This is a genomic window from Amphritea atlantica (genome assembly GCA_024397875.1).
Taxonomy (GTDB): Bacteria; Pseudomonadota; Gammaproteobacteria; order Pseudomonadales; family Balneatricaceae; genus Amphritea; species Amphritea atlantica_B.
This window is the reverse complement of record CP073344.1, coordinates 3400566-3425907: the sequence shown is the minus strand read 5'-3', so window position 1 is coordinate 3425907 and position 25342 is coordinate 3400566. Positions and strand designations below refer to the sequence as shown.

The window sequence follows — 25342 nt, the reverse complement described above, 5'->3', positions numbered from 1 at the left end:
CAGTCAGGAAAAAGCGGTGCGGGCTTTCAATTTTGCGCAATAGGCAATAGGCAACTTATCAATAAAGCCTGCGAGGAAGGCAGTCATGTCTGCCTCTCGTAGTGCACTCGTAGTATCACCAAAAACAGTAGGCCAGTTGTGCCACAGCAGGCTGTGAAAGAAATTGACCGACGGTTCAATCTCCGCGCGATGCTATTGATCTTAGCTTGTATCGAGTTCCCGGATGAGTCAGGCACGCATAGCTAACCAAGCGACCATCTGACCAGGTGCGCCGATTTACGAGAAGGCACGCTGTATTAGGTTCTATATCCAGGTGCCGCTGCACTTTCTCATCCGGAAGTATCGCTTCTACAATATGCTCAACACTAGAAATAGGGCATGTTTTCGACAAATATTCGTTGGGAGTCAATGCTGTGAAGTCTTGCTCAAGATAACCTGGAACAAGGCTCACGATAACGTACCGATTTTCTAACTGGATCGGCAGATCGTCCTCCAGGTGCACGATAACCGAACGGAAAACTGGCGTACCGATTGGAACGCCCATCTGCATGGCTATCGCTTCGTGAGCAACGGTATCCTCCAGCTTAACCACCCTACAGCTATAAGCATGCCCCCGTTGACGGACCTCCTCAGCAATATTTTTAATATCAGTAAGCGGTGATTCTGCCTTTGCGTCAGAAACAAAGGTCCCTACTCCGGGGTGACGAATCAAAACATTTTCCTGAACCAGGTCTCTGATGGCCTTGTTGACCGTCATGCGACTGACACCAAACTGATCTGCCAACTGAATCTCGGTTGGTATCTTACTACCGGGCTGGTAATCCTGCTGCATGACACCATTGAGGATGAAGCTCTTTATCTGCTGATAACGTGGACCTGTACTCACTCGAGACTCCGGGAAAACATCAAATTCTAATTGTATATACTCCCCAATATACACACAACACAAATCCTGCATGAGGAATGTGGCATCTGCAAGCCAGAAAGCCATGGACTTCAAGTTTACCTCCGCCCAGAAGGGAGTTTACATTTACCAACGAGTAGTATATACATATATAGACATCTTAGATTGCATGGCTTCATGGGTGTCATGCCTTGCATGCGGTCTTGTTGTGACGGCTGAGCATAATTCAGTTTTCGCTATAAAATTATAAATATAGGGTACTCAAATGAATAAAAATGAGACGGCGAGCATGATATCCTTCAACCCCATATCAATCGCAAAACTGGCAATATATAGCTTTGTTGGCATATTCTTCTTTTTTATCCCCATAGAATTCGCAGGAAAAACCACAATCCCTCTTGATCATATTGTGTCTTGGATTAGAGGAAATCAGGCTGATGGGGCCGCAATCTACGCGCTTTTGATGATCATAGCCGGCGGCCTTTTCCCTTTTTACAAAGGCACATGGAGAACAAATTACACACAAATTGTGTTCTCGCTTCTAAAGCTCGGCGGTATTGCCGCAGGCGTGATGGCTTACTTTTCATTCGGGCCAGAGATTCTGTTTGAAAAAGACATGCTGCCTTTTCTATTCAACAAATTAGTGATCCCGGTCGGCCTGATTGTACCGATAGGTGCAATCTTTCTTGCCTTCCTTATAAGCTACGGACTGCTGGAGTTTATTGGTGTTATCTTACAGCCGGTTATGCGACCGTTATTTAAGACTCCCGGCAAATCAGCAATTGATGCTGTCGCTTCATTTGTTGGCAGTTATTCAATCGGCCTGCTGATCACCAACCGCGTCTATAAGTCAGGGCAATACTCTGCCAAAGAAGCGGCGATCATAGCTACAGGCTTTTCGACGGTATCGGCAACATTCATGGTTATTGTTGCTAAGACCTTGGGCCTAATGGATATCTGGAATTTGTTTTTCTGGTCTACGCTGATTATCACATTCGTTGTTACCGCCATCACCGTGCGCTTATTCCCTCTGTGCAAAATGGACGACAAGTCTTCCGCGCCGCAGCACGAAACATTTGAGCATTCGCGGCTCAAGCATGCTGTGATTGAAGGCCTTTCAGTTACTAACCAGGCACCATCAATGCTTGTGAATATTCGTCAAAACCTGACCGAAGGCCTACTTATGGCAATGAGCATTCTTCCCTCAATCATGTCAGTAGGCCTACTCGGCTTGCTGCTAGCAAAATACACGCCGCTGTTTGATTGGGTGGGTTACCTGTTCTACCCCTTCACTGCACTAGCACAACTTCCTGACCCTCTTCTCGTTGCTAAAGCCTCAGCAACCGGACTGGCAGAGATGTTCCTACCTGCACTGCTAATGGCAAATAGTGCTGTAGCCGCCAAGTTCGTTGCCGGAACGGTCGCTATTTCATCCATTTTGTTTTTCTCGGCTTCTATTCCTTGCATCCTTTCAACTGAGATTCCATTAACGATCAGACAGATGTTGATGGTCTGGTATCAGCGTGTAGCTCTGACGATCCTTCTGTCTGCCCCTGTCGCCTTTTATGCGGAGAGCCTGCTAAGCAAGGTATGACTGACTCGTTGATAGCGCACTCAAAAAACTGGAATTGCGTGCGCAAATGCTGCTGTAAAGAAGCAGTTAACTCCCGGAATAAATGAACAGGCAGTCTCACAGCCTCAAGAGGATAACTTATGATCACGCGTATTCTGATACCCATGGACATGCGAGAAACGAACTTTGCCGCAAAAGCCCTTGCCATTGCCATCAATGAGGCAGAAAACAAACAAGCTGAGTTGCATGTAATGACGATCGTGGCTGGGTTTCACAACCCTATTGTTTCATCCTATTTCCCGGCTCTTGCGCTTCAAGAAGCTGCCGATGAAATGACGAAGCATCTGAACGAGTACGTCAAAGAAAAAATTCCGCAAGGTATATCGGTCTCGACTTCTGTTCATGAAGGAAAGCCAGCGGAATGCATCGTTTCCCAAGCTAAAACGTTGGGTGCAGACATGATTGTCATGCCTGCCCATAGCCGTAATAAAATAGATCGGGTCCTACTAGGATCGACTACCGCAAAAGTAGTTGAGCGTGCACCTTGTTCTGTTCTGGTCATACGTGAGAGCAGCTGAAGATCCTCTGACTAAGTCAAACGCTTCGCGCAACCCATGGATGGGTTGCCATTATCAACTACTAGGGAACATGCGAATAAGTCCCTCCGTATGAGACAATACCCGCCATAGTGTCAGCCAGGATCAGCACATGGAAAATCAGCTCAGCTTTGCCGATTGCGAGTATCGACAGAAGCGCTACCAAACCCGGAAGGAAAAGTTCCTGGCACGGATGGAAACGCTGGTTCCTTGGCAACGGATCGAAGCCGTCATTGAACCCTATTATCCCAAACCGGGTAACGGTCGACGGCCTTACCCACTGATGACGATGCTGCGCATTCACTGTCTACAACAGTGGTACAGCCTGAGTGATCCGGCAATGGAAGATGCTCTTTATGAAATCGCATCGATGCGGCTATTTACGAGTCTCTCGCTCGATAAACCAATCCCTGATCACACGACGATTATGAACTTCAGGCACCTACTGGAACGCAATGGACTTGGCCGGCAGATCTTCGAGGAAGTAAACAACTGGCTGACTGAGGCTGGTGTGCTGGTCAAGGAAGGCACTCTAATGGACGCCACCATTATTGAGGCTCCCAGCTCAACGAAGAACAAGGCGGGTGAGCGTGATCCGGAGATGCACCAGACGAAGAAGGGTAATCTCTGGCATTTCGGCATGAAAGCTCACATTGGCGTCGATGCCAGAACAGGTCTGACGCACAGCCTTGAAACCACTGCTGCCAATGAACATGATTTGAACCAAGCAGACCGATTACTGCATGGTGATGAGCAGTTCGTATTCGCTGATGCGGGCTACCGAGGCATCGATAAGCGGGACAACCTAAAAGACAAAGCCGTTGACTGGCATATTGCGGAGCGGCCAGGAAAAGTCAGGGCTCTTAAGAAACACCCGAGAATCAACAAAGTTCCGATAAACATCGAATATATGAAGGCCAGTATTAGAGCCAAGGTCGAGCATCCATTCAGAATCATAAAATGTCAGTTCGGGTTTACCAAGGCGCGATACCGTGGGCTGATGAAAAACGACAGCAAGCTGGCGACGCTTTTTGCTCTAGCCAATATCGTCAGAGTGGGTCAGATGCTACGTGCGTAGGACAAATCTGCCTGAATACCGTGAAATGGGTATTCAGGCAGAAGTAAATGGTCAGAAACCATGGTTTTTCTGGCTGATATAGCCAGATGGGACTGCCTGACTGGAAAGAAGCGACTTGATCGTACCTTCCCTAGCTTTCGCCTGAACTTTCGATTTAGCTTTAATGGCTGTGTTATGAGTAGGTTCTTCAAAGCTATTATGATGATAAAACTGTTGTAGCTCTTGTGCTGTTTTCTTATCTAATGCTTCTACTGTAAACCCTTTTTCTAATGCAAGACCGTAGCCTTGCTGCTCTGGTTGATTGGTTTGTGGTTTTAATAAAGTAATTAAGTAAGCGGTCAGTTAACAGCGTCTTGCAAAGTCACATTCCAGGGTAGCAGTACCTCGATTTGATCGATGCGCTTCGCTTTAGGCAGCTGCTCAAAGATATAGCGGAGGTATTGGTAAGGCTCCAGCTGATTGGCTTTCGCCGTTTCGATCAGACTGTAGAGGTTGGCGCTGGATTTAGCCCCCGGCACCGTGGCGCTGAAGAGCCAGTTTTTACGGCCAACCACGAAGGGGCGGATCGCATTTTCCGCCGGATTATTATCAATGGCCAGACGGCCGTCTTCCGTGTAAACGGTGAGCTTATCCCAGTTTTTATCCAGATATGACAGCGCTTTGCCGAGTAACCCCTTGGGTAACGTGCTGTGCAAGGTATTATCCAGCCAGGTCCGGATCTTCTGAAGCTGCGGCACAGCCTCCTGTTGGCGGACTTGATACCGGACCTCCGTACTTTCGGCTTTGATCTTTTTCTCGATGGCGTACAGTTTGCCAATCAAGCTGACGGCCATATCGGCCTTGCCCGCTTTTTTATTTTTGCCGGCAGTCGCTTTCTGCGCTTCGATAAACTTACGACGGGCGTGCGCCCAGCACCCTAATTGCGTGATGACTCCGTTCGCGCCCACGGCATTGTAGCCGGCGTAGTCGTCGGTTTGCAGGTAGCCTTCATACCCCGCCAGTAATTGACTGGCGACCTCACCCCTACGGCTGTCCGCATAATGAAAGAGCCGTACCGGTTGCGTGGGTGGCCCGCCGACCCGCACCCACATATAGGATTTGCTGGCGGCGTCTTTATCGGGCTCCTTCAGGACCTGCACGCTGGTTTCATCGCAATGCAGTACCGGATAAGCCAGCATGCTGTCTTCCAACAAGTTAAGTAGCGGCTGGGTCAGTTCACCCGCCTTGATCATCCAGCTGGCCAGAGTGTTGCGGGGTATCTCGATACCGGAACGGTTCAGTATCGCCTCTTGGCGATACAGCGGCAGTGCATCCTGGTATTTGGCGGTCACAATGTGAGCTAATAATCCAGGGCTGGCGTTGCTTTTGGGAATGGGTTGCGGCGGCAGTAGCGCCGTTTGGACGCCGTCTTCACAGGTAGGACAGGCGTACTTTTTACGTACGTTGACCAGCACCCGGATCTGCGCCGGGATAATGTCCAGTTGCTCGCTTGTGGTTTCTCCGATCTCGGTGCGCTCATGACCGCAGGGGCACTGTTTTTCAAGCTCGGATAGATCATGTTCGATGCGTACGCGTGGTAGGCCTGCTGGCAGCGGTTTGCGGCCAGGTTTAGCCTTCGGTGTTTTGAGTTCAGTTTGTGCTTGCTCCGCCTCACTTTCGGTAAGGTATTCCTCAACCACCATAGACAGTTCAGCTTCATTGAACATCTCCTGCTGGTCGGGAGACTTTTCGCTGCTGGCACCAAACTTCTTGAGTTTTTGCAGGCGCAGGGATTCTTCAAGCGCGGCGATACGATTCGCCTGCTGCTCAATGATCCGTTTGAGGGCCTCCGGGTCGTTTGGAAGCTGTTTGTTTGCCGCGCTCATAGCGCGGATTTTAACACTGAACGGTCAGCTGACCGAGTCAAAATACAGGGATTGATGGGGACGATTGTTAAAAATATCGAAGCCATCCAATAACCAGTTCAGCTCCTGACCGGTAAGGCTGAGCGTGTCATCAGACTTGGGCCAGCGGAAACGCTGTTTCTCCAGTCGCTTGTACCAGACAATAAAGCCGTTGCGCTCCCAGCACAGCAGCTTGATTTTATCGCGACCGCGATTGCAGAACACAAACAGGGCTTCCATGCTGGGAGACAGCGTCATTTCCTGCTCAACCAGTACGGATAAGCCATCGATGGATTTACGCATATCCACGGGCTCAGCGTACAGGTAGACCTGTATGCTGTCAGAGGGGCGAAGCATCAGAGGTCCTCCCGTGCTACTCGATTCAGCAACGGCAGCACATCAGCCAGGGCATGAATAGGTACTTCCAGGCGGACGCCGTTGGGCAATGACACCCTGGCCTGGACGTTTGGCCCCAGATCGACCGGGATGAATTTATTGCTCCGCTTGGGTTTGCTCAGGCGGGTGCGCCAGTAGCCGAAATTGGCGAGTTTCAGATCATGTTGTTTGCAGTACTCTGGCTGAGAAAGTCCGCTCTGCTGCCAGCCATCGATGTGCTTTTGCCAAAAGGTGCGTTTTTGTTCAGTCGTCATGGAATTGCCCTCTATTATTGTGAGAGTGCAGGTTAGCGGGCAAATCGCAAAGTTTTTAGATGGGGTTTATCGACCGCTTACGTTGGGCATCAGCGAAACCTGTTATCGATATCAGCCCAAGTTAGCCTCTGAGAATAGTGAAATCGCAGACTGGCTCGTTCAGTTGACTGAGAAAGATACTGACTGGGGGTTTGGGATGTGCTTTGACTACCTTCGCAACGTTAAAGGCTTTCGTTGGAACCACAAGCGGATTTACCGCATCTACTGTGAGCTGGCGTTGAATCTGAGGATACGGCCTCGCAGACGGCTTAAAAGACACAAACCTGAGTCGTTAAAGCAACCACTGCGAGCCAATCAAGTATGGTCAATCGACTTTATGCACGACCAGTTGTCTGACGGTAGGAAATACCGTTTATTTAATGTGATAGATGATTTCAGGCGTGAAGGCTTAGCTATTGACGCAGGTTTTTCACTACCTTCGATACGGGTAATACGATCGCTTAATCAGTTAATCGAATGGAGGGGTAAGCCCTTGGTCATTCGCTGCGATAATGGCCCAGAGTTTATCAGTCATGAATTTACCAATTGGGCACTGAAGAACGGAATATGAGTTGAGTACATTCAACCAGGCAACCCTCAACAGAATGCTTATATTGAACGTCACAACTGCACAATAAGGTACAGCTGGGTGAGCAAACACCTCTTTGAAACATTGGATGAAGTACAGGACTATGCAACAAGCTGGTTATGGTTTTACAATCATGAGCGACCACATAAAGCCAATGGTGGCAAACCACCGTTGATGGTCGCTTAACTTCTACTTTTAGCACCTACTAAAAAGGGGAGGATTACCCGATCAGGGGACCCAGTTTACGGGCTATGAGTGGCAGGACTTCCTGAAAGTTCACCGCTTAAAGCCCAGTATGAGTCGACGCGGGAACTGCCATGATAATGCCGTAGCCGAAAGCTTTTTCCAGCTCCTTAAACGAGAACGGATAAAAAGCCGAATCTATTTAACACGAGCAGAAGCGCGACAAGATGTTTTCGATTACATCGAAATGTTTTATAACTCAGTTAGGAAACATGGCTATACGAATAACCTGTCTCCAATCGAATTTGAAAAACAGCAGATCAACAAGCAGTAAAGCGTCTACGATAGGCTGGTCGATTCATCCGGTTGTTGTCATGTTACGGCATCAAGCCAGTCTTCCGTGTCTTCGCCCATCCTGCCGCGCTCGACCCGCTTTTTAACTTTGCTGATGAATGACATCCAGTCGTCTTTATACAGCTGATTATCACCAGGCAGCTCCTTTCCACTGCGGAACATTTCGAAAAACTCAGCAACTTCCTCAGGAAGCTTTCCGATGCTGATTACTGATCGTGTAGTCGCAGTAGATGTTGGCGCGTTATTAGTCTGTTTACGTTTTTTTGTGTGAATAGCTTCAACGACCCTTTCTGCATCTTCTTCTTTGTTCTTGTAATAATATTTATACGTAGTTGCAATCGAATTGCCTATGAGTCCAGCTGTAACCTCCACATTGGATTCGCGGGCGGATTCTGTTGCGAATGTGTGTCTACTGTCGTATAGAACTCCGTGTGTGATCTTATATGCATGCTTTATTTGCTGCCAAATTTGTTTATACATATTCTCTGTTGAGTGGCCGGTGTTCGACTTATTGCTCGGAAACATAAAATCATTTGGGTTCTCTTGCCAGTTATTACGCTTGTATTTCTTTAGCTCTATCCAGTAGCGTTCGACTCTGATTGCTATTCGTCGCTGTCCGCTGTTTTTGCTTATTGCTCCGGGTATGAAAACATTGCGCTTTTTTTCGTTGAAGTTTGAAGCTTTATTTCGGTAGACTTCAGCCGGTCGGGCACCTGTGAGAATGATTGTTGAGATCATTAACTTACCAGCTTGGCTTCCAGAGCATTCATCGAAAATAAAGTCTATGATCTCTTCGTAGCCGAAATCGTCTTCATAAGTTCTAATTTCTTGCTTTTCGTTGCGCTTGAAAAGGTATGTTTTGTTGTCGATCGGATTGTGTCGCAGATACCCCATTTTTACGCAAATGTGAAACATTGCATTTATCATCGAGTAATATTTGCGCTGTGTCTCAGAAGATATACCAGTTTTTCGTTCTTGGGTTCGTGGAACAACACATTCTTTAGAGTTCCAGTAATTTGCAAACTGCTCTGGCCAGTCATTGTGAGCATCAATCAATCTTTTGTTGATCCATAATGGGAATCCCTGTTTGATTTCTCTGATTGTGCTTTCTGTTACATGGTGTATGTTTCCGTCTTTTGTGGGTTTGACGAGGCGGTCTTGGATGTATTGATTGTCTAGATACTGTTCAATGGTCCATTTCTGCTTTTCTGCGGCTTCAGCGGTTAATGCTTTCAGCTCTTCAATGCGTTTATAAAACTCTTTTCTCGCTTGTGCGAGACTTACGAATCCACGAGGATAATGGTTGCTATTAGGTTTGGGTATCCATACACCGATCTTGCCCTTCATTCCAGACCGATTTCTGATATGAAAGGTCTTTCGCGTCTTCTGTAAGCGAAGTACCAGCTTCCACTCTCCGCGTTCCAAGCTGGAGTCATATAGATCGATAGTCCTGTCATCTGCCATTAATGGTAGCTTGGCTATTTCCGCTTCTTTAAATGCAAAAGACGTCATGCGCGTGATCTTGTGATCCGCTATGTAGTTGCTGAGCTTGAAATCAGCTTTTTTTACACGTTTCGTTGTTGCCACCCAAAATCCTCTTTCAAGCCGTTCGTAGTGTATTTGGTAGTATTATAGCGTGAAAAATAGTATTGCAAAGGAATGTTGATGACGTGTCTGAGTTGTATGGGAATTGGGCTTATATATGTCGAATAAAATAAAAGCTATTGATTCTAAAGGTAAAATATTTGTTTTTTCATATAACTAAAGGTGCTTTATTAGTGCTTTTATATAATTATATGTAAAGATGAGGGGTTAGGAGGGCCCTATTCTATCCGGTTGAACTACGGGGAGGCAGTGGCAGGAATTCTACTTGTTATGAGGGCTGAGGTCACGGGTAAATCTGAAAAAAATCAGGCTTTACCCAGACTGTTTTGTGCTGAGTAATTCCCTTTGCCGCCGCTCTGATTGTAGAGGGTGTTTTTCTGGTTCTGTCCTCTGATGATGCTCATCAGCTGTTCGAGATTACGGCTGTTGCGGGTAATGATAATTTCATTGCGCTTGTTTTTTTCATTTACCTGCCGCAGAACCTGTTCCAGTTCACTCCAGAGTGAGGTGAACGACGCTGCTTCTGTTTCATTCAACCGGGCTTTATAGTCTTGCAAACCAGGCTTATCCGGCGTTATACCGGCGGAGATAAAGAGTTGGTTGCGTGCCTGATTATTTTCTTCCAGTTGCTGCAGAGTATCTGTCTTTTGCCCGACCAGTTCCTGTAGGTGTTCGATGCTGCGCTGCTGTAGCGCCTTATATTCGGCATCAAGCAACTCACTCAGTGTCGTCAGAAAAGTAATGCCCTGAGTCGTCAGGGCATTAATTTGATCGAGAGGGGGGGGCGTCATCAGTCAAACATACTTTCGAGCTGAAACAGAGCGCGAGCGGTGCCTTCGTAGTTAATCTGATAGCTGCCATCGTCGATCGCAGCTTTCAGCTCAGCGATCTTCTGCTCATTAACTGAGATACCTTCTTCAACGGCCTGACCGGCACTTCTCTGTACTGCCTGAGCTGCATCGCTGAGGCTGACGCCAGTCGAAACCGCAGACCCTGTGTCTGCAGATTTTTGCTGCGTTTTACTCTCGGTCGCAGGCTGTTCACTTACCTTGGCACGAGAGTTAGCCGCCTGTGAAGAAGACGTTAAACCCGTGATATCAATAACCATTTTCTGGTCCTCATGCTGTTCTGAATACAGCTATCGGCGCGGCGTTGGAAAACTTTAACGCTATTTACAATTTTATGGCTGCAGTATAGCAGCTCAAATATCGGCCTGCGAGGGGGTGCTAATGGCCATTTACCGTGATGACTCCCTGGCTTTTTACATATCCGTGAACCTGTTTGCCTGAGCGACTGTTGATCACGCTGATCTGTTCTCCCAGCGAACCATCCTGCTGGGCCGTTCCGGTCATCCGCACGGTCATAGCGCCTTTATTGGCTTGTATATAAACAAGGTCACCTTTACGGATCAGTAGCTTTTTTTCAACCAGTGTTGGAGAGATTATCTGATTTGAGGTTACGGCCCGTTTTATCTCGCGGCCGATCAGTTCTCCGGGGTTGGTAAAGTAGGGTGACGTCAGGCTTTTGATATCAAACTCTTTCAGATAGATATCAGAGTCCCCCAAAATGGTACCTTTGCTCAGCGCCCTGCTGGTGACCGCAATCGGCTGCCATTGCTCAATGGTGGCGGATATGAAAATAGTCCAGGCCGGCTGGTTGCAGACGGCCTTGGTGGTTGTGCGGGTTGCCCTGCCGGGTGCATGAATAAAGGCTATGGGGCTATTGCATCGGCGGATATCAAGCTCAGTTGCAAGGGGGGACACCCTGACGACAGTGCGCGCCATAGGATTGATTTTCTGGTACTGTTCCACCAGATAGTGGTGTGCTTTTTGGGTGAGTGAGTGTGTCTCGGCAGCCTGTGTGCCCTTTACTGGCACTGCTAACATAGTTATAAGTGTGATTATTGTAGAGAATATATTTGTTTTCACGCTTAATCCGGAAGTTCGCATTGCAATTGAATTGGCAATGGTCAGGTAACGCTTAGTACAGAGAGCATCATGTCAGGTATAAACAGTACTGTAAACCAACGCACCAATATGGCGGGACAGAACCGTCTGGAACTGCTTTTGTTTGGACTTAATGACGACCAGGAATATGGTATCAATGTCTTTAAAGTCCGGGAAGTCCTGACCTGTCCTGAGCTGACTGGTATTCCAAAGCAGACAACAGCCCTGAAGGGTTTGGCCCATATTCGCGGCGAAACGATTCCGGTCATTGATCTTTCTCAGGCCATTGGTGGTGAGCCTGTTGCCGCTGCAGATCGGTTGAATTGTTTTCTGATCGTATCGGAGTATAACCGCCGGGTTCTGGCGTTTCTGGTGCGGAATGTGGACCGAATACTACCGGCAAAATGGGATCAGGTCAGTCCACCCCCGATAGAAACCAATGAGAAAAATTACCTCACTGCGGTTGTTCAGCATGATGGAGGACTGATTGAGATTCTTGATGTTGAGCAGGTGTTGGCTGATCTCATTCCTGTCAGTACTGAAGTCAAATCCACCGTCGTAACCGATAACTTTAAAAAGAATGCCGCTCAATATCATATACTGGTTGTGGATGATTCAAGCGTTGCCCGGACTCAGGTTAAGAAAGCACTGGAAAATCTGAATATCAAGGTGACAACGGCCAATGATGGTAAAGCTGCACTGGATATGCTGACTCAGATGGCGGAAAAAGATCAAAAAATGACTGATATGTTTCTGATGGTCATCTCTGATATCGAAATGCCACAGATGGATGGCTATACTCTGGTTAAGAAAATTCGTGAAGACATTCGACTGAAGCCTTTATATGTCATGTTGCACAGTTCGCTGAGTGGTCGTTTCAATCTGGCTATGGTTAAGCGCGTCGGTGCCGACTCCTTTATCGGCAAGTTTAATCCAGATGAGTTAGCTGAGGCGGTGATTCAGCGAATTGAGTCAGTAGAGGGGTGATTAATCCTATACGTAAGAGGATAGTGCTCTGAACCGCCATAAAATCACGATTACTCAGCAGGAGTTTGATCAATTTTGTCAGTTTCTTGAGCGGGCGTGTGGCATCTTGCTGGCAAAACACAAACAGTACCTGGTGGAGAGTCGCTTAAGCAAAATTCTTATAGAAGGGCGGTATGATTCATTAGGGCAGCTGGTGGTTACACTGGAACGCCCTGGCAACAGCCATCTTAAAGAACAGGTCATTAATGCAATGACCACCAATGAAACCCTCTGGTTTCGTGATATTCATCCCTATGAAATATTAAAAGACAGGTTGCTGCCAGAGCTGGCTGAGAAACAGGCGTCGCAGCGACTGAAAGTGTGGTCAGCCGCGTGTTCAACCGGTCAGGAACCTTACTCTATCAGTATGATTATTGATGAGTTCAAGGAACAAAATCCAGCAGCATTCAGGCTGGGCGAAGAGATTATTGCGACCGATATCAGTACCCGGGTTCTGGAGCAGGCGCGTCTGGCTGAGTATGAGATGCTGGCGCTTGGCCGGGGATTGTCTCAGGACAGACTGAAAAAGTTTTTCGAGCCTGGAAAGCATGAGGCCTGGTGTCTGCTGCCGAAAATTAAGAAGCGGGTGGCTTTCAGAGAGCTGAATCTACTGGGGGCCTATGCCGGTATTGGTTCGTGCGATATCGTTTTTTGCCGTAATGTGCTGATCTATTTTTCTTCTGAACGTAAACGGGAGATTCTGATGAAGATCCACAAGACACTGAAACCCGGCGGTTATCTTTTGCTAGGGGCTTCTGAGTCGATTGGTGAGCTGAACAACCTGTTTGAGATGGTTCATTGTCGTCCCGGAATTATTTATAGAGCAAAATAACAAGCGCGCTTCAGGCGCGCTTTTTTATGGGTAGCGGGTCGGGGTGCCGGTGCGTCGTTCATCGCTGCAGGATGCAGCTCCACACAAGCGGTTTAAAACCGCAGTGAGTGCTCTTGCTTATTCTAACGACTAGCAAGCGACGCAGGAGCGTCTAACAAGTCGCGAAGCGATGTCTAGCTACGGCTCTTTAATCGCTGCAGGATGCAGCTCCAACAATTAACTCACTCCCAGTATTACAATGTCACAGTGGATCGGGCACGAGCCGATCATCCCGAGCAATGAATTCAGATTAATTTCCCTTTTTTTCCTTCAATTGCCACCGATCTATTCAGTTGCCGCCCTTCATTATTCATTGCCGCTTTGCCGCTGTTAACCGGATAACGGTTGCCGCTTTAAAATTTATTTATTATTAACTGTTTGTTTTTTAAAGATTATATTGTATTGGTATTGCTCTTGCATTAAGCGGGTAAGATGAAATTTTGAGGCAGACCGATGGCAATCAGTTTTGACAGTGCACTGGGAATTCATGAAAAGGCTGTGGGCCTTAGAATCCAGCGTGCTGAAATTCTGGCAAACAATATTGCTAACAGTGATACGCCGAATTACAAAGCCAGGGATATTGATTTCAAAGCGGTATTGCAGGATGCCGAGGTGGGTCAGCAATCATTGCAGATGACCCGGACCAGCGAAGGGCATAGCAGCGGTTTGGTCAGTGCTGATTTTGCGGCAGAGATGATGTACCGGATTCCAAATCAACCGAGTATTGATGGCAATACTGTCGATGTTCAGGAAGAGATGGCGCGATACACCGAAAATGCGGTCGATTATCAGGCTTCATTTCAGTTTCTGAATAAAAAATTTAAAGGTCTTAGCAACGCGATTAGGGGTGAATAAGCATGTCTCTGGGTAATGTTTTTGATATTGCGGGTTCTGCGATGAGCGCACAAACGGTGCGGCTGAATACCACTGCCAGCAATATGGCAAATTCCGAGAGCGTCAGCAGTAGTGCCGGTGAAACCTATCGCGCCCGTAAACCGGTGTTCGAATTGAAGCAGGCAGATACCCTGCAGCCCGGTGGTTTACCGCTGGGGGTGCAGGCGGGACAGGGGGTTGCGATTTCAGGGATCGTCGAAAGTGATGCCCCACTGCGCCAGGAATATAACCCGGATCACCCGATGGCGGATGAGAATGGTTATGTCTACTACCCTAATGTCAATGTTGTAGAAGAGATGGCGGATATGATCTCGGCGTCACGCTCTTTTCAGATAAATGCTGAGATCATGAATACGGCAAAACAGATGATGCAGAAGGCGCTGACTCTGGGCCAGTAAGCCCCGAGGTTTAGATTGTGAGGTCTGATGTGAGGCCTGATGTGAGGTATATGTTATGAGTGTTAACGACGTTTCGGGAACGCAATCGATCTACGATAAGATCAATGCGCAGAATCAGAGTAGTTCTACTTCTACACAAAGTAGCGGCAACGCTGACAGTGAGATGTTTATGAAACTGATGATTGCGCAGCTACAAAACCAGGACCCGACCAGTCCCGCTGAAACCAGCGAGTTTATGCAGCAGATCGCCAGTATGAGTACGGTGGAAAATATCGCCAAGCTGAATACGACCATGGAAAGCATGTCGGCTTCTTTGCTTTCCAGTCAGGCGGCTCTGCAGGCTTCATCGATGATTGGCCAGGATGTGTATGCCAAGACTGATATGGCTCAGGTCGGCGAATCCGGTGAGATCAGAGGCGTGGTAGAACTGCCGGTGAGTACAGAAAATCTGCGTGTTTCGATCTATGACAGCGCCAATAACCTTATTGATGAAGTTGAGATGGGTAGCCAGGGAACCGGAGATCACTATTTTGTGTGGAGTGCCGGGGATCGTCCCCCTGGGGCCTATCGGGTTGTCGCTGAAGCGCAGGTTGATGGGAATTATAAAACGGCTAGCAGCTTTATTGCTTATAACGTCAATAGTGTCACGCTGGGACAAAACGGTATCGGTATGAAGGTGAACACCGATGCAGGCTCGGTCGACTTCAGTGATGTCAAACGAATTGGGTAAATCGGAGAAGAATCATGGCGGGTTTTAATACTGCGATAACAGGTCTTAAAGCGGCATCTACCAATCTGGATGTGACCGGTAATAACATCGCTAACTCGAGTACAATTGGTTTCAAAGCCTCACGTACCGAGTTCGGTGATATTTACGCCACTGCGGTGGTGGGCGCAGGCTCAAGTAATGTCGCAGGCTCCGGTGTTACCGTAACGGATATTGCGCAGAACTTTCAGGCAGGGACCACAGAGTTTACCAATAATAACCTGGATCTGGCGATCAACGGTTCCGGTTTCTTTCAGCTGGACGATGGTCAGGGCGGGGTGACGTATACCCGTGCCGGCGCGTTTGAACTGAATAAAGATGGTTTCGTGGTGTCCAAGTCGGGTAAGTATCTGCAGGGGTACGGTTTAGACTCTCAGGGTAATCGCCTGCCCATCGGTAATCTTGCGGTCGATCAGAAAGAGAGCCCGCCACAGGCGACGGGTAATATCGGTCTGTCATTTAATATCAATGATGCTGCAGACGCTACGCTGTTAAGTACGCCTTATGATAAGGATGTACCAGCGTCCTTTACCTACAGTACCACGGTGCGAACATTTGATAGTCTGGGTAATGAGCACACCATTAAATATAATATGGTTGAGCAGCGCCCTGTTCGTGATGTGTACACCGTCGACGCCTCATTCCCGGATACCATAACCATCAGTGGTGTCGATGTTGCTTTTGATGCGGCAGGTACGCCCAATGCGGCCGATCTGGAGCTATTGAAAGATACCGATAAGCGTATCGACACATCCACTTTGTTATTTACTCAGGATCCTGCGGCTGCAGCAGGCGTGGGTAGCATCAGTTTCGAAACGTATGCGAAGTACAGCGACTATGGCGATATGCTGATTAATGATGCAGCGGGTATCGATATTACGCCGGAACCGACAGAGCGTGATGCCAACGAGAACTACGCATATACTCTGGCTGTTCCTACAGCTGATACAGAGCTCAATATTGGCGGAGTGCCGGTTGAAATCTCGGTCAGCCCAACGATTCCTACATTAAGAGAGGTTGCTGATCTTATTCTCGCAAGAGAGACGGAGATTAAAGATCGTAATCCTAATGTGGAGTCAGTATCCGTAGTTGAAGAAGCGGGTGAGTTCAGGCTTGATATTCGTTTTAAAGCTGATTATGGCAATATTGGATCAGAGTTCATCGTGACTGAGACTGACGTGGCAACAGGTCTTCCCAGTACTGAGGTGTTAACTGTCAATGACGCGCGGACCTATGAGGGTGATAGCAGTTTTCGTGGTCAGTATCAGATGTTCGCTTATCTGAATGGAACAGAGTTGCTTGATGTTGGTAAAAGTGTCGATCCTGGTGAGACCGGGTTTTCCGTAAAAGCCACTGATACCCTGAGTGAAGTGGGATCTGTGATGCTCGGTTTTGATCCCACCAGCGGCTTTCTGAATAGTGTCAATGGAACAAGCTTTTCTGAAGGCTCGATTGCACCAGCATTAACGATCGCAGGTGCAGATCCGGCGAATACAGAGACCGAAATAACCCTTGATCTGACCGGCAGTACTCAGTTTGCCTCGGCTTCGATTGTTAAAGCGTCATCTCAGGATGGTTATACCAAAGGAGATCTTATCGGGGTGAGTTTCGCTGAAACCGGTGAGATGGTGGCTGCATTCTCTAATGGTCAGAAACAGAATTTGGGTGTGGTTGCCTTTGCAACCTTTGAAAACCAGTCGGGCCTGCAGCCATCCGGTGATACGGAATGGACGGCAACACTGACCTCGGGTAACGCGGTGTTAAACCCGCCGGGGACTGGTCTGAACGGAAGTCTGCGTTCTGCTGCGCTGGAGCAATCCAATGTGGATCTGTCAACTGAGCTGGTGAGGCTGATCGAAGCGCAGCGAAACTTCCAGGCGAACTCTAAAACACTGGAAACGCTTAATACAGTGACGCAGGCAATCCTGCAGATCTGATTCTGTATGCAACAGTGTTTAATGATAAGGCGACTTCGGTCGCCTTTTTTTGTGCCTTTTGGAAAGGTTGGCACAGCCATTGCATTTTACTGGTTAGTGAATTTTTACCTCCAAAGCGGCAATGTCTGACCGTTTCAGAGGAGAAACGGCAAACGGGGACTTCAATGGATAAAGTGCTGTATCTGGCTATGAGCGGAGCGCGGGAAAATATGCGTTCTCAGCAGGCCCATGCGAACAACCTTGCGAATGCGACCACCACCGGTTTTAAAGCTGATTTTGCTCAGGCCAGGGCGATGCAGGTAGAAGGCGATGGCCTGGCCTCCCGGGTGTATGCCATGGCTGAAAGTCCGGGGACCAATATGTCCAGCGGTACTCTGATGCAGACCGGGCGCTCTATGGATGTGGCGATTGACGGCGATGGCTGGATGGCGGTCATCGATGCCGATGGCAATGAGGCCTATACCCGTCAGGGTGAGTTGCAGGTTAATCAGTTTAATCAGTTGGTTACCCGTGCAGGTGACCGTGTCATGGGTAATGGGGGGATCCCGATTACCCTGCCGCCGTTTGAGAAAATGGATATTGGTGGTGATGGCACCATCACCATAAAACCTGCGGGTGAAGCCGCGACAGAGCTGGCAATTCTGGATCGGATCAAGCTGGTCAATCCTGAGCCGGGTCAGTTGTTTAAAGGGCTCGATGGCATGATGCACAGCGGCAATAATCAGCCGCTGTTGCCGGCCAATGAGGTGAAAATTCGTGCCGGTTTCCTTGAGTCGAGCAACGTTAACTCTATATCCGAGCTGACATCGGTGATCGATCTGGCGCGTCAGTTTGAAATGCATGTGAAGATGATGAAGACCGCCGAAGAGAACTCCTCTGCGGCAACACGAATATTGTCACTTCAGTAACAGAATAATGATCAATAACACAGGTGGAGAATAAATATGCATGGCGCCCTATTTGTCGCTAAAACGGGTCTGAGCGCGCAGGACACCTCCCTGAAGGTTATTTCTAACAACCTGGCAAACGTCAGTACGGTTGGATTTAAGAAGGATCGTGCCGTTTTTGAAGATCTGATGTATCAGATTCAGCGTCAGCCTGGTGCGCAGACCGCTGAAGAGTCGCAACTGCCTTCAGGCTTGCAGCTTGGCTCGGGTGTGCGGGTTGCCGGCACTCAGAAACTGTTTCAGGAAGGCGAGCTGCAGACCACCGGTGAGTCTTTTGATATCTCTATTCAGGGGCGGGGCTTTTGGCAGGTTACCTTGCCGAACGGTGATACCGGTTATACCCGTCACGGTCAGTTTCAGCTGAACGCAGATAGTGAAATTGTTAATTCAGAAGGTTATCTGTTGGACCCGGGACTGACGTTGCCCACCGGGGTACAGTCCATGACGGTGAGCAATGATGGCATTGTCAGCGTGGTTGTTCAGGGCGATGTAAACCCGCAACAAATTGGTCAGTTGCAGTTGGCAGATTTCGCTAATCCGCAGGGGCTGCAATCCTATGGCCAGAATCTCTATCTTGAAACCGCTGCCAGCGGTAATGCGGTACTGTCTAATCCGGGGGAGGGCGGCACCGGTCAGTTAAGGCAGGGGATGCTGGAAGGGTCAAATGTGAATGCAGTGGAAGAGCTGGTGAATATGATTACCACCCAGCGCGCCTATGAAATGAATTCGAAAGTGATCTCAACCGCAGATCAGATGTTGTCCTACGTGACACAGAATCTGTAACTCTGAGTTGAGGAGGTAAGCGATGAAACAGCTGCTAGTGGTCTTTGCTGCAACCCTGATGTTGGGAGGATGTGTCAGCACGTCACCGAAACCGGACAGTCCCCATTTTGCGCCGGTGCGCCCGCAAGCGATGCAGGCGCCCCGGGAGGTTACCGGTTCAATATTCAATGCCGCCACCAGTAACAGTCTTTATGGCGATGGGCGGGCGCACCGGGTCGGCGATATTATTACCGTTGTGCTGCAGGAAAGTACCTCCTCTTCAAAAAGCAATAAGACGTCTGTGGATAAATCGAATTCACAGACGCTGGCTTCACCCACGATTTTTGGTATCCAGCCGAGGGTGTTTGGTAAGCCGCTGAGTTTCAGTACCGGTGACTCCGAGACCGAGTTTGATGGCGAGGGTAAATCCGACATGAGTAACAGCCTGGATGGCAATATTACCGTCACCGTGCATGAGGTCATGCCGAATGGACTGATGATAGTCAAGGGTGAGAAATGGCTGACCCTGAATCAGGGGGATGAATATATCCGTGTCAGCGGTATGATCCGGCCACAGGATATCTCTACCAGCAATACCGTTTACTCAACTCAACTGGCGGATGCACGGATCACCTATAGTGGCTCCGGTGCACTGAATGACTCCAACTCCATGGGCTGGTTGTCAAAGTTCTTTATCGGTCCATTGTGGCCCTTCTGAGCAGGTGAAGCGGAGAATATGATGAAACGTTTCTGGCTGATCGCTTTTACAGCAGTGCTGTTCAGTAGCGCTGTGAATGCCGAAAGAATAAAAGACCTGACGTCGGTTGCCGGTGTGCGCAGTAACCAACTGGTGGGGTATGGTCTGGTGGTGGGACTGGACGGAACCGGTGATAAAACCTCTTTCACCTCAGCCACCTTCCGCAACATGTTGAATAACTTTGGTGTGGCGATTCCGCCCAATATCGATCCTAAGTCGAAGAATATTGCTGCGGTTGCAGTGCATGCCGATCTGCCGCCCTTTGCCAAGCCGGGACAGGTGATCGATGTGACGGTTTCGACCATCGGTGATGCGAAAAGCCTGCGGGGCGGCAGTCTGATTATGGCTCCTCTGAAAGGTGCCGACGGACAGATTTATGCCATCGCTCAGGGAAATCTGGTGGTGTCAGGGTTTGGTGTACAGGGATCGGATGGTTCCCGGTTATCGCTGAATGTCCCCAGTGTCGGACGTATTCCGGGTGGAGCATCAGTGGAACGAACCGTACCCAATGCATTTGCACAGGGGGACAGCCTGGTGCTCAACCTGAACTTTGCGGACTTTACTACCGCCCGGCGGGTGGCTGAACAAATTAACAGTTTGCTTGGTCCGGGCATGGCGAAGGCGATGGATGCGACCTCTATCCGGGTATCGGCTCCGCGCGATCCGGATCAGCGGGTTTCATTTCTCTCTGTATTAGAGAATCTTGAGGTCCAGCCGGCGCAGGAGGTGGCGAAAGTGATTATTAACTCACGTACCGGCACTATAATCATCGGTCAGAATGTCAGGGTTTCGCCAGTGGCGATAACCCACGGGGGCATGACCGTGGCGATTACCGAGGATCTCAATGTGAGTCAGCCGAATGCTCTGGCGGAAGGTGACACCGTTGTGACTCCCCGGACGGGTATCGAGGTCGATGCGGGCAGCGGTCACATGTTTGAGTTTTCACCGGGTGCCTCCTTGCAGGATATTGTCGAAGCGGTTAACCAGGTGGGGGCCGCCCCCGGAGACCTTATGGCTATTCTGGAAGCACTGCGACAGGCCGGTGCCCTGAAAGCTGAACTGATTGTAATCTGAGGCCGATGATGAAAACAGATCCGACTCAACATGCTCAGCTGTACACCGAACTGGGTGAGATGAATAAGCTACGCCAGCAGGCACAGAATAAAGACCCTGCTGCTTTGCAGGCGGTGGCGGAACAGTTTGAGCAGCTGTTTCTGAATATGCTGGTCAAGAGTATGCGCGAAGCCAATGCCAGCTTTGCCGATGACAGCTACTTCAACAGCTCTCAGGTCGAGTTTTATCAACAGATGGGCGATACCCAGCTGACCAAGGAGATAGCCGAAAACAAAGGCTTTGGTCTGGCGGAGATACTGGTGCGGCAACTGGGCGGCAATATCGATCCGCGGATGGGCGATGACAACGAGAAAGAGGACAAGCGTCTCAAGCCTCTGTCTGAGTCCGAGCGGATATTAAATCGCACCGTTGATAGCGCCGCCAGTATGGCCGCATCGGCGATTCTGGGGCAGGCACAGGCGAATAACCGTGCTCTGGAAAAAGCTCAGGAGCGGGTTCAGCAGGCTACTGGGGCATTTTCAGGAAAAGAGATACCCTCAGTGAATGGTCAAGCTGCGGAATCTGCTGCCCAGACTCCCAGAGCAGCCACTGAAAGTCCTCAGCCACAGCGGTTCGAAACGCCGCAGCAGTTTGTTGCAACACTGTTGCCGCTGGCAGAGAGTGTGGCTGCCGAGCTTGGAGTGGATCCTAAAGTGCTGTTAGCGCAGTCGGCGCTTGAGACCGGTTGGGGCCGTCATCTGATTCAGCGTCCAGAGGGTGGCAGTAGTCACAACCTGTTCAATATCAAGGCCGATAGCCGCTGGTCCGGTGATAAAGCGTTTGTCGGTACCGTTGAGTTTCGTGATGGTGTCGCACAGCAGGAGCGTTCGGCTTTCCGGGTGTATGAGTCATACGAACAGAGTTTCCGTGATTATGCAGAGTTTCTTAAAGGAAGTTCCCGTTACCAGCAGGCGCTGGAGCAGGCGGGTGATCCATACCGGTATCTGAGTGGCTTACAGCAGGCCGGTTATGCCACCGATCCTGAGTATGCAGAAAAGATCGGCAGGATTTTTGATGGGGATGTTCTGGCCGGTCTCAACTCAGATTTGAGTGCCGGTTCAGGGACTAAAGAAAGTTAGTTTTTGGCCGCTATAGAGAGCAGTATTTAGGTGAAACCTGTCTGCTCCCTGCTTTGCCGATAGAGTGTTCCCGGGAGTTTTTATATGTCCAGTTCCAGTTTATTAAATATAGGTATTCAGGCGACACAGGCCAATCAGACGGCACTGAGCACTATTGGCCAGAATATCAGTAATGTGAACACAGAAGGCTATAGTCGTCAGCGTGTTGATCTGGTGACTCGTCCCGATCTGTCAGGGGTGTTTGTACAGGATATTGAGCGGATTACCGACAGGTTCCTGACCCAGCAAGTATGGACTGATACTTCTTCGTATAACCAGGCATCAGCCTATGCGGATTTGTCGAGCCGGCTGGATAATTTGCTGGCGGCAGATACGCATAGCGTATCGACTGCACTGGATGACTATTTCGGTGCGTTGCAGAGCGTTGTGGATGATCCGACTTCAACTGCCAACCGCGAGCTTGTTATTGCTCAGTCTGACGCATTGGTGAAGCGCTTTAATAATCTCGACGCTAATCTTAAGAGCCAGGCCGAAACCATCAATGCGCAAATGGATGGCTATGCCAGCCAGATCACCAGTCTGGCTGCTAATATTGCCGATCTGAACGCCAAGATAAGTGCTGCGGCGGCGACCAATCGCTCCACTAATGATATGCGTGATCAGCGGGATCTGCTGACCAACCGTCTTTCTGAGATTGTCGGGGTGACCGTTGTTGATCAGAGTTCAGATCAATACAGTATTTTTATCGGTAATGGTCAGCCGCTGGTGATCGGATCGACAGGAGAAACGGTCGTCTCTGTTCTGGGAGTGGATAGCGCTCAAAAGGAGCTGGCGCTTGTCAATCGCGATGAAATTGTCAATATCAATGATGAGATCGTTGGTGGCAGGGTTGGTGGTCTGATCAAGTACCGGGACGAGGCTCTGAATGATGCGCGTAATCAACTGGGCATGATCGCTATCGGTTTTGCTGAGAGCATGAATGAGCAGCACCACCTCGGGATCAACCTGAATAATGAATTTGGTGCTGATCTGTTCACCGATATGAACGATGATTTTTTACAGCAAAAACGAATCTCAGCCAATGGTAATAACCAGTCGGTGCTGAATATAGCACGGGTAGAGATTCAGCAAACGGACCTGCTGCAGGCGAGTGAGTATGAGTTGGTCGTTGGTGATGGCAACAAGCTTACGCTGTATAGAAGCAGTGACGGGAAACAGGTGCGCATTGATCAACTGACCGCGGCTGCGGATATTGCAGCGGTGGATCAGGATCAGTTCTATCGTGACCCTGATGGCAAGTTTTTATCATTTGCGATTGATGGGATTAAAGTAACGATTAATACTGGCACTGATCTGATTAAGGGAGATCGCTTTCTTATACAACCGGTCACCAGTGGCGCAGAGGATCTGTCTTTGTCGCTGCATGATGGCAGGCTTCTGGCGTTAGCATCGCCCGTAAAAGTCAGTAATGATATCGATAATCAGGGTACGGGTGCCGCTTCGGTTGCGGTGACAGATTCGAAAGCCGGTGCGTTTGCAACTGCGGGTGAACTGTCGCCCCCCATTGAGATTGTCTTCAATGATCCGGCTTCATCCCCTTCCGGAGAAATGACCTATACCGTGTACGATATGACCGATCCGAATAACCCTGTTGTATTGGAGCTGGATCCTTTAGTCGGGCCGTTATCGGATCAGGCGTTCACTTCAGGTGGCGGGATTCAACTGGATGGTTTTACGGTGACCATAGATAATCAGCCGCGTCCGGGCGATCGTTTCAGTTTTGATTTCAATCTGGATGGTGTGTCCGACAACCGTAATGCTTTTGCCTTATCAGATCTGCAGCAGGAAAAGCTGTTTGATCATGGCTCGTATCAGGATCTCTATGGCAGCCTGGTAGAAAAGGTCGGCACCCATACGGCAACCTCTGTGATTTCTGAGCAGGCCAGTAAGGCTGTTCTGGACACCACCACCAGTGCTCAGGCGAGTGTATCGGGGGTCAACCTCGATGAAGAGGCAGCTAAACTGGTGCAGTTTCAACAGGCCTATCAGGCATCAGCCCAGTTAATCCGCGTATCGCAGACTATTTTTGATAGTCTGCTGCAAAGTATTTAAGTAGCAGTGGAGGAGTAAATTATGCGCATTTCAACTGCTCAGATATTCAGTCGTAGTGCAGAAAGTATTAGTAATGCTAATAGTAGTCTGGTTAAAACGCAGCAGCAATTATCGACCGGCCAGCGTATCCTTCAGCCCTCTGATGACCCGGTGGCAACGGCGCAGCTGATTAAGCTGGATCAGGAGGTGTCAAAGACAGAGAAATACCAGGATAATATTTTGGTCTCCCGTCGTCGCCTCAGCCTCGAAGAAACGACGCTGGATGCCGTTAATACGGCGACCCTGAGAATTAAAGAACTGGCTATTCAAGCCAATAGTGGTGCAGTCAATGACAATGATCGTACTCTGATTGCCAGCGAATTGCAGGAGATCGAGTCACAACTGTTTGGTCTTCTCAACACTCAGGATGTTCAGGGCGAATATCTGTTTTCGGGCTTTAAGGGCTTTGATGCTGCGTATCGCTATGATGGTGCAACCGATCGTTATGTGTTTAATGGTGATCAGGGCAGTCGTTCAATCCAGGTGGGTCCGAATGCCAATATAACGTCGACCGATTCAGGGTTTAATATCTTTGAAAATGTAGACAGGCAGTTGGGGCTGGCTCCGGTCAGCGGGAGCAACTTTTCAGAACGTATCATCACTGATTTTGGTACATTCGAAGCGTTCACTAACAGTCATGGCCCTGCGACCATTACCTTTGATACGGCAGCAGGTACGTACAGCGTTACTGATACTAATGGTGCCCCGGTTTTCAGTGGCAATCCTGCGACGGAACTAACCAGTATCAGTTATCAACAGGGGGATGTGATAGCGTTTGAAGGGGTTAGTCTGGTGATTGATAGCCCCGCCGACGGTGCTGTGGTACTCGAGACTGAAACCCCCCGTACGAATGTTCTGAATATGGTTCACCAGTTAAGTGCAGCACTAAGTGGTATCGACACAGTGGGGGATCCGCAGGGATCTGAGAAGCTGAATGAAGCGGTTAATCGGGCTTTACTGCAGATTGATAGTATCGAAAATAAGAATATTGAAGTTCGGGGTAGCATTGGTGCCAGAATGAATGCTCTGGATTCGCAGGAGGCGGTTAATGAGGAGTATATACTCTATACCAATGAAGCTCAGTCATCTCTCAGGGACCTGGATTATAATGAAGCGATCAGTCAGTTTACCCTGCAACAAAATACTCTGAATGCGGCTTATGCCAGTTTTGCCAAGATACAGAATCTGAGTCTGTTCAATTATATCAACTGATCAGATTATTCCGTCTATCTGTATAATGT

At 49.0% G+C, this 25342-nt stretch carries 24 protein-coding genes and 2 pseudogenes; 18 read left to right on the top strand and 8 right to left on the bottom strand.

Translation table 11 applies throughout. The features are described from left to right. Window positions 1-175: 175 nt before the first annotated feature. Complete coding sequence (gene hutC, locus KDX31_15845; GenBank protein ID UTW05418.1) at window positions 176-886, bottom strand: histidine utilization repressor; 711 nt, start codon at window positions 884-886, stop codon at window positions 176-178. A gap of 283 nt (window positions 887-1169) precedes the next feature. Between hutC and KDX31_15840 the strand changes: the two genes are divergently transcribed. The 3 genes from KDX31_15840 (at window position 1170) to KDX31_15830 (ending at window position 4151) form a co-directional block, all read left to right on the top strand. After that, a complete protein-coding gene (locus tag KDX31_15840; protein ID UTW02800.1) occupies window positions 1170-2498 on the top strand; it encodes a YjiH family protein in 1329 nt (442 codons plus the stop codon). Between the two features lie 119 nt (window positions 2499-2617). After that, window positions 2618-3055: a universal stress protein gene (locus KDX31_15835; protein ID UTW02799.1), complete on the top strand. Its 438-nt coding sequence runs from the start codon at window positions 2618-2620 to the stop codon at window positions 3053-3055. Between the two features lie 130 nt (window positions 3056-3185). Then, on the top strand, window positions 3186-4151 hold the full coding sequence (locus KDX31_15830) for an IS5 family transposase (protein ID UTW02798.1): 966 nt from the start codon (window positions 3186-3188) through the stop codon (window positions 4149-4151). A gap of 338 nt (window positions 4152-4489) precedes the next feature. On the opposite strand, the gene KDX31_15825 is transcribed toward KDX31_15830, so the two are convergent. Genes KDX31_15825 through KDX31_15815 form a run of 3 tightly spaced genes read right to left on the bottom strand, consistent with a single transcriptional unit; the run spans window position 4490 to window position 6684 of the window. Next, complete coding sequence (locus KDX31_15825; protein ID UTW02797.1) at window positions 4490-6016, bottom strand: IS66 family transposase; 1527 nt, start codon at window positions 6014-6016, stop codon at window positions 4490-4492. Window positions 6017-6040: 24 nt separating this feature from the next. After that, the gene (gene tnpB / locus KDX31_15820) at window positions 6041-6391 is read right to left on the bottom strand and encodes an IS66 family insertion sequence element accessory protein TnpB (GenBank protein ID UTW02796.1); all 351 of its coding nucleotides are present in this window, start codon (window positions 6389-6391) and stop codon (window positions 6041-6043) included. Next, window positions 6391-6684, bottom strand: a complete 294-nt coding sequence (locus KDX31_15815; GenBank protein ID UTW02795.1) for a hypothetical protein — start codon at window positions 6682-6684, stop codon at window positions 6391-6393. The genes tnpB and KDX31_15815 overlap by 1 nt, the downstream gene beginning before the upstream one ends. 88 nt (window positions 6685-6772) lie before the next feature. Between KDX31_15815 and KDX31_15810 the strand changes: the two are divergent. Together KDX31_15810 and KDX31_15805 are read left to right on the top strand one after the other, a co-directional pair. Continuing rightward, window positions 6773-7498, top strand: a pseudogene (locus tag KDX31_15810) (IS3 family transposase). Window positions 7499-7538: 40 nt separating this feature from the next. Beyond that, window positions 7539-7829 (top strand): annotated as a pseudogene (locus KDX31_15805) (IS3 family transposase). Between the two features lie 38 nt (window positions 7830-7867). Here KDX31_15805 and KDX31_15800 read toward each other — a convergent pair. The 4 genes from KDX31_15800 to flgA form a co-directional block, all read right to left on the bottom strand. Continuing rightward, the gene (locus KDX31_15800) at window positions 7868-9436 is read right to left on the bottom strand and encodes a site-specific integrase (protein UTW02794.1); all 1569 of its coding nucleotides are present in this window, start codon (window positions 9434-9436) and stop codon (window positions 7868-7870) included. A gap of 323 nt (window positions 9437-9759) precedes the next feature. Then, complete coding sequence (locus KDX31_15795; protein UTW02793.1) at window positions 9760-10245, bottom strand: flagellar protein FlgN; 486 nt, start codon at window positions 10243-10245, stop codon at window positions 9760-9762. Next, a complete protein-coding gene (gene flgM, locus KDX31_15790; GenBank protein UTW02792.1) occupies window positions 10245-10562 on the bottom strand; it encodes a flagellar biosynthesis anti-sigma factor FlgM in 318 nt (105 codons plus the stop codon). The genes KDX31_15795 and flgM overlap by 1 nt, the downstream gene beginning before the upstream one ends. Before the next feature lie 118 nt (window positions 10563-10680). Next, window positions 10681-11382, bottom strand: coding sequence for a flagellar basal body P-ring formation protein FlgA (gene flgA / locus KDX31_15785; protein ID UTW02791.1), 702 nt, complete (start codon window positions 11380-11382; stop codon window positions 10681-10683). Window positions 11383-11451: 69 nt separating this feature from the next. Between flgA and KDX31_15780 the strand changes: the two genes are divergently transcribed. The 13 genes from KDX31_15780 to flgL all read left to right on the top strand — a co-directional run bounded on the left by KDX31_15780 (window position 11452) and on the right by flgL (window position 25313). Continuing rightward, window positions 11452-12387 (top strand): chemotaxis protein CheV, encoded by a 936-nt coding sequence (locus KDX31_15780; GenBank protein ID UTW02790.1) that lies wholly within the window; start codon window positions 11452-11454, stop codon window positions 12385-12387. Between the two features lie 43 nt (window positions 12388-12430). Further along, window positions 12431-13258, top strand: a complete 828-nt coding sequence (locus KDX31_15775) for a protein-glutamate O-methyltransferase CheR (GenBank protein UTW05417.1) — start codon at window positions 12431-12433, stop codon at window positions 13256-13258. Window positions 13259-13750: 492 nt separating this feature from the next. Beyond that, the gene (gene flgB, locus KDX31_15770) at window positions 13751-14152 is read left to right on the top strand and encodes a flagellar basal body rod protein FlgB (GenBank protein ID UTW02789.1); all 402 of its coding nucleotides are present in this window, start codon (window positions 13751-13753) and stop codon (window positions 14150-14152) included. A 2-nt stretch (window positions 14153-14154) separates the two neighbouring features. After that, a complete protein-coding gene (flgC, locus tag KDX31_15765) occupies window positions 14155-14589 on the top strand; it encodes a flagellar basal body rod protein FlgC (protein UTW02788.1) in 435 nt (144 codons plus the stop codon). Between the two features lie 55 nt (window positions 14590-14644). Continuing rightward, the gene (locus KDX31_15760) at window positions 14645-15319 is read left to right on the top strand and encodes a flagellar biosynthesis protein FlgD (GenBank protein UTW02787.1); all 675 of its coding nucleotides are present in this window, start codon (window positions 14645-14647) and stop codon (window positions 15317-15319) included. A gap of 14 nt (window positions 15320-15333) precedes the next feature. Then, entirely contained in the window at window positions 15334-17292 is a 1959-nt protein-coding gene (locus KDX31_15755) for a flagellar hook-basal body complex protein (protein ID UTW02786.1), read from the top strand. A 164-nt stretch (window positions 17293-17456) separates the two neighbouring features. After that, a complete protein-coding gene (flgF, locus tag KDX31_15750) occupies window positions 17457-18200 on the top strand; it encodes a flagellar basal-body rod protein FlgF (protein ID UTW02785.1) in 744 nt (247 codons plus the stop codon). Between the two features lie 36 nt (window positions 18201-18236). Next, window positions 18237-19022 carry a flagellar basal-body rod protein FlgG gene (flgG, locus tag KDX31_15745; GenBank protein UTW02784.1) on the top strand — a complete coding sequence of 262 codons (786 nt, stop codon included), beginning with the start codon at window positions 18237-18239 and terminating at the stop codon, window positions 19020-19022. Window positions 19023-19044: 22 nt separating this feature from the next. After that, complete coding sequence (flgH, locus tag KDX31_15740) at window positions 19045-19719, top strand: flagellar basal body L-ring protein FlgH (protein ID UTW02783.1); 675 nt, start codon at window positions 19045-19047, stop codon at window positions 19717-19719. A 21-nt stretch (window positions 19720-19740) separates the two neighbouring features. Beyond that, window positions 19741-20832: a flagellar basal body P-ring protein FlgI gene (locus KDX31_15735; protein UTW05416.1), complete on the top strand. Its 1092-nt coding sequence runs from the start codon at window positions 19741-19743 to the stop codon at window positions 20830-20832. Window positions 20833-20840: 8 nt separating this feature from the next. After that, window positions 20841-21950, top strand: a complete 1110-nt coding sequence (gene flgJ, locus KDX31_15730) for a flagellar assembly peptidoglycan hydrolase FlgJ (protein UTW02782.1) — start codon at window positions 20841-20843, stop codon at window positions 21948-21950. A gap of 84 nt (window positions 21951-22034) precedes the next feature. Next, a complete protein-coding gene (flgK, locus tag KDX31_15725) occupies window positions 22035-24062 on the top strand; it encodes a flagellar hook-associated protein FlgK (protein ID UTW02781.1) in 2028 nt (675 codons plus the stop codon). 21 nt (window positions 24063-24083) lie between these two features. Continuing rightward, window positions 24084-25313 carry a flagellar hook-associated protein FlgL gene (flgL, locus tag KDX31_15720; GenBank protein UTW02780.1) on the top strand — a complete coding sequence of 410 codons (1230 nt, stop codon included), beginning with the start codon at window positions 24084-24086 and terminating at the stop codon, window positions 25311-25313. Window positions 25314-25342: the final 29 nt, after the last annotated feature.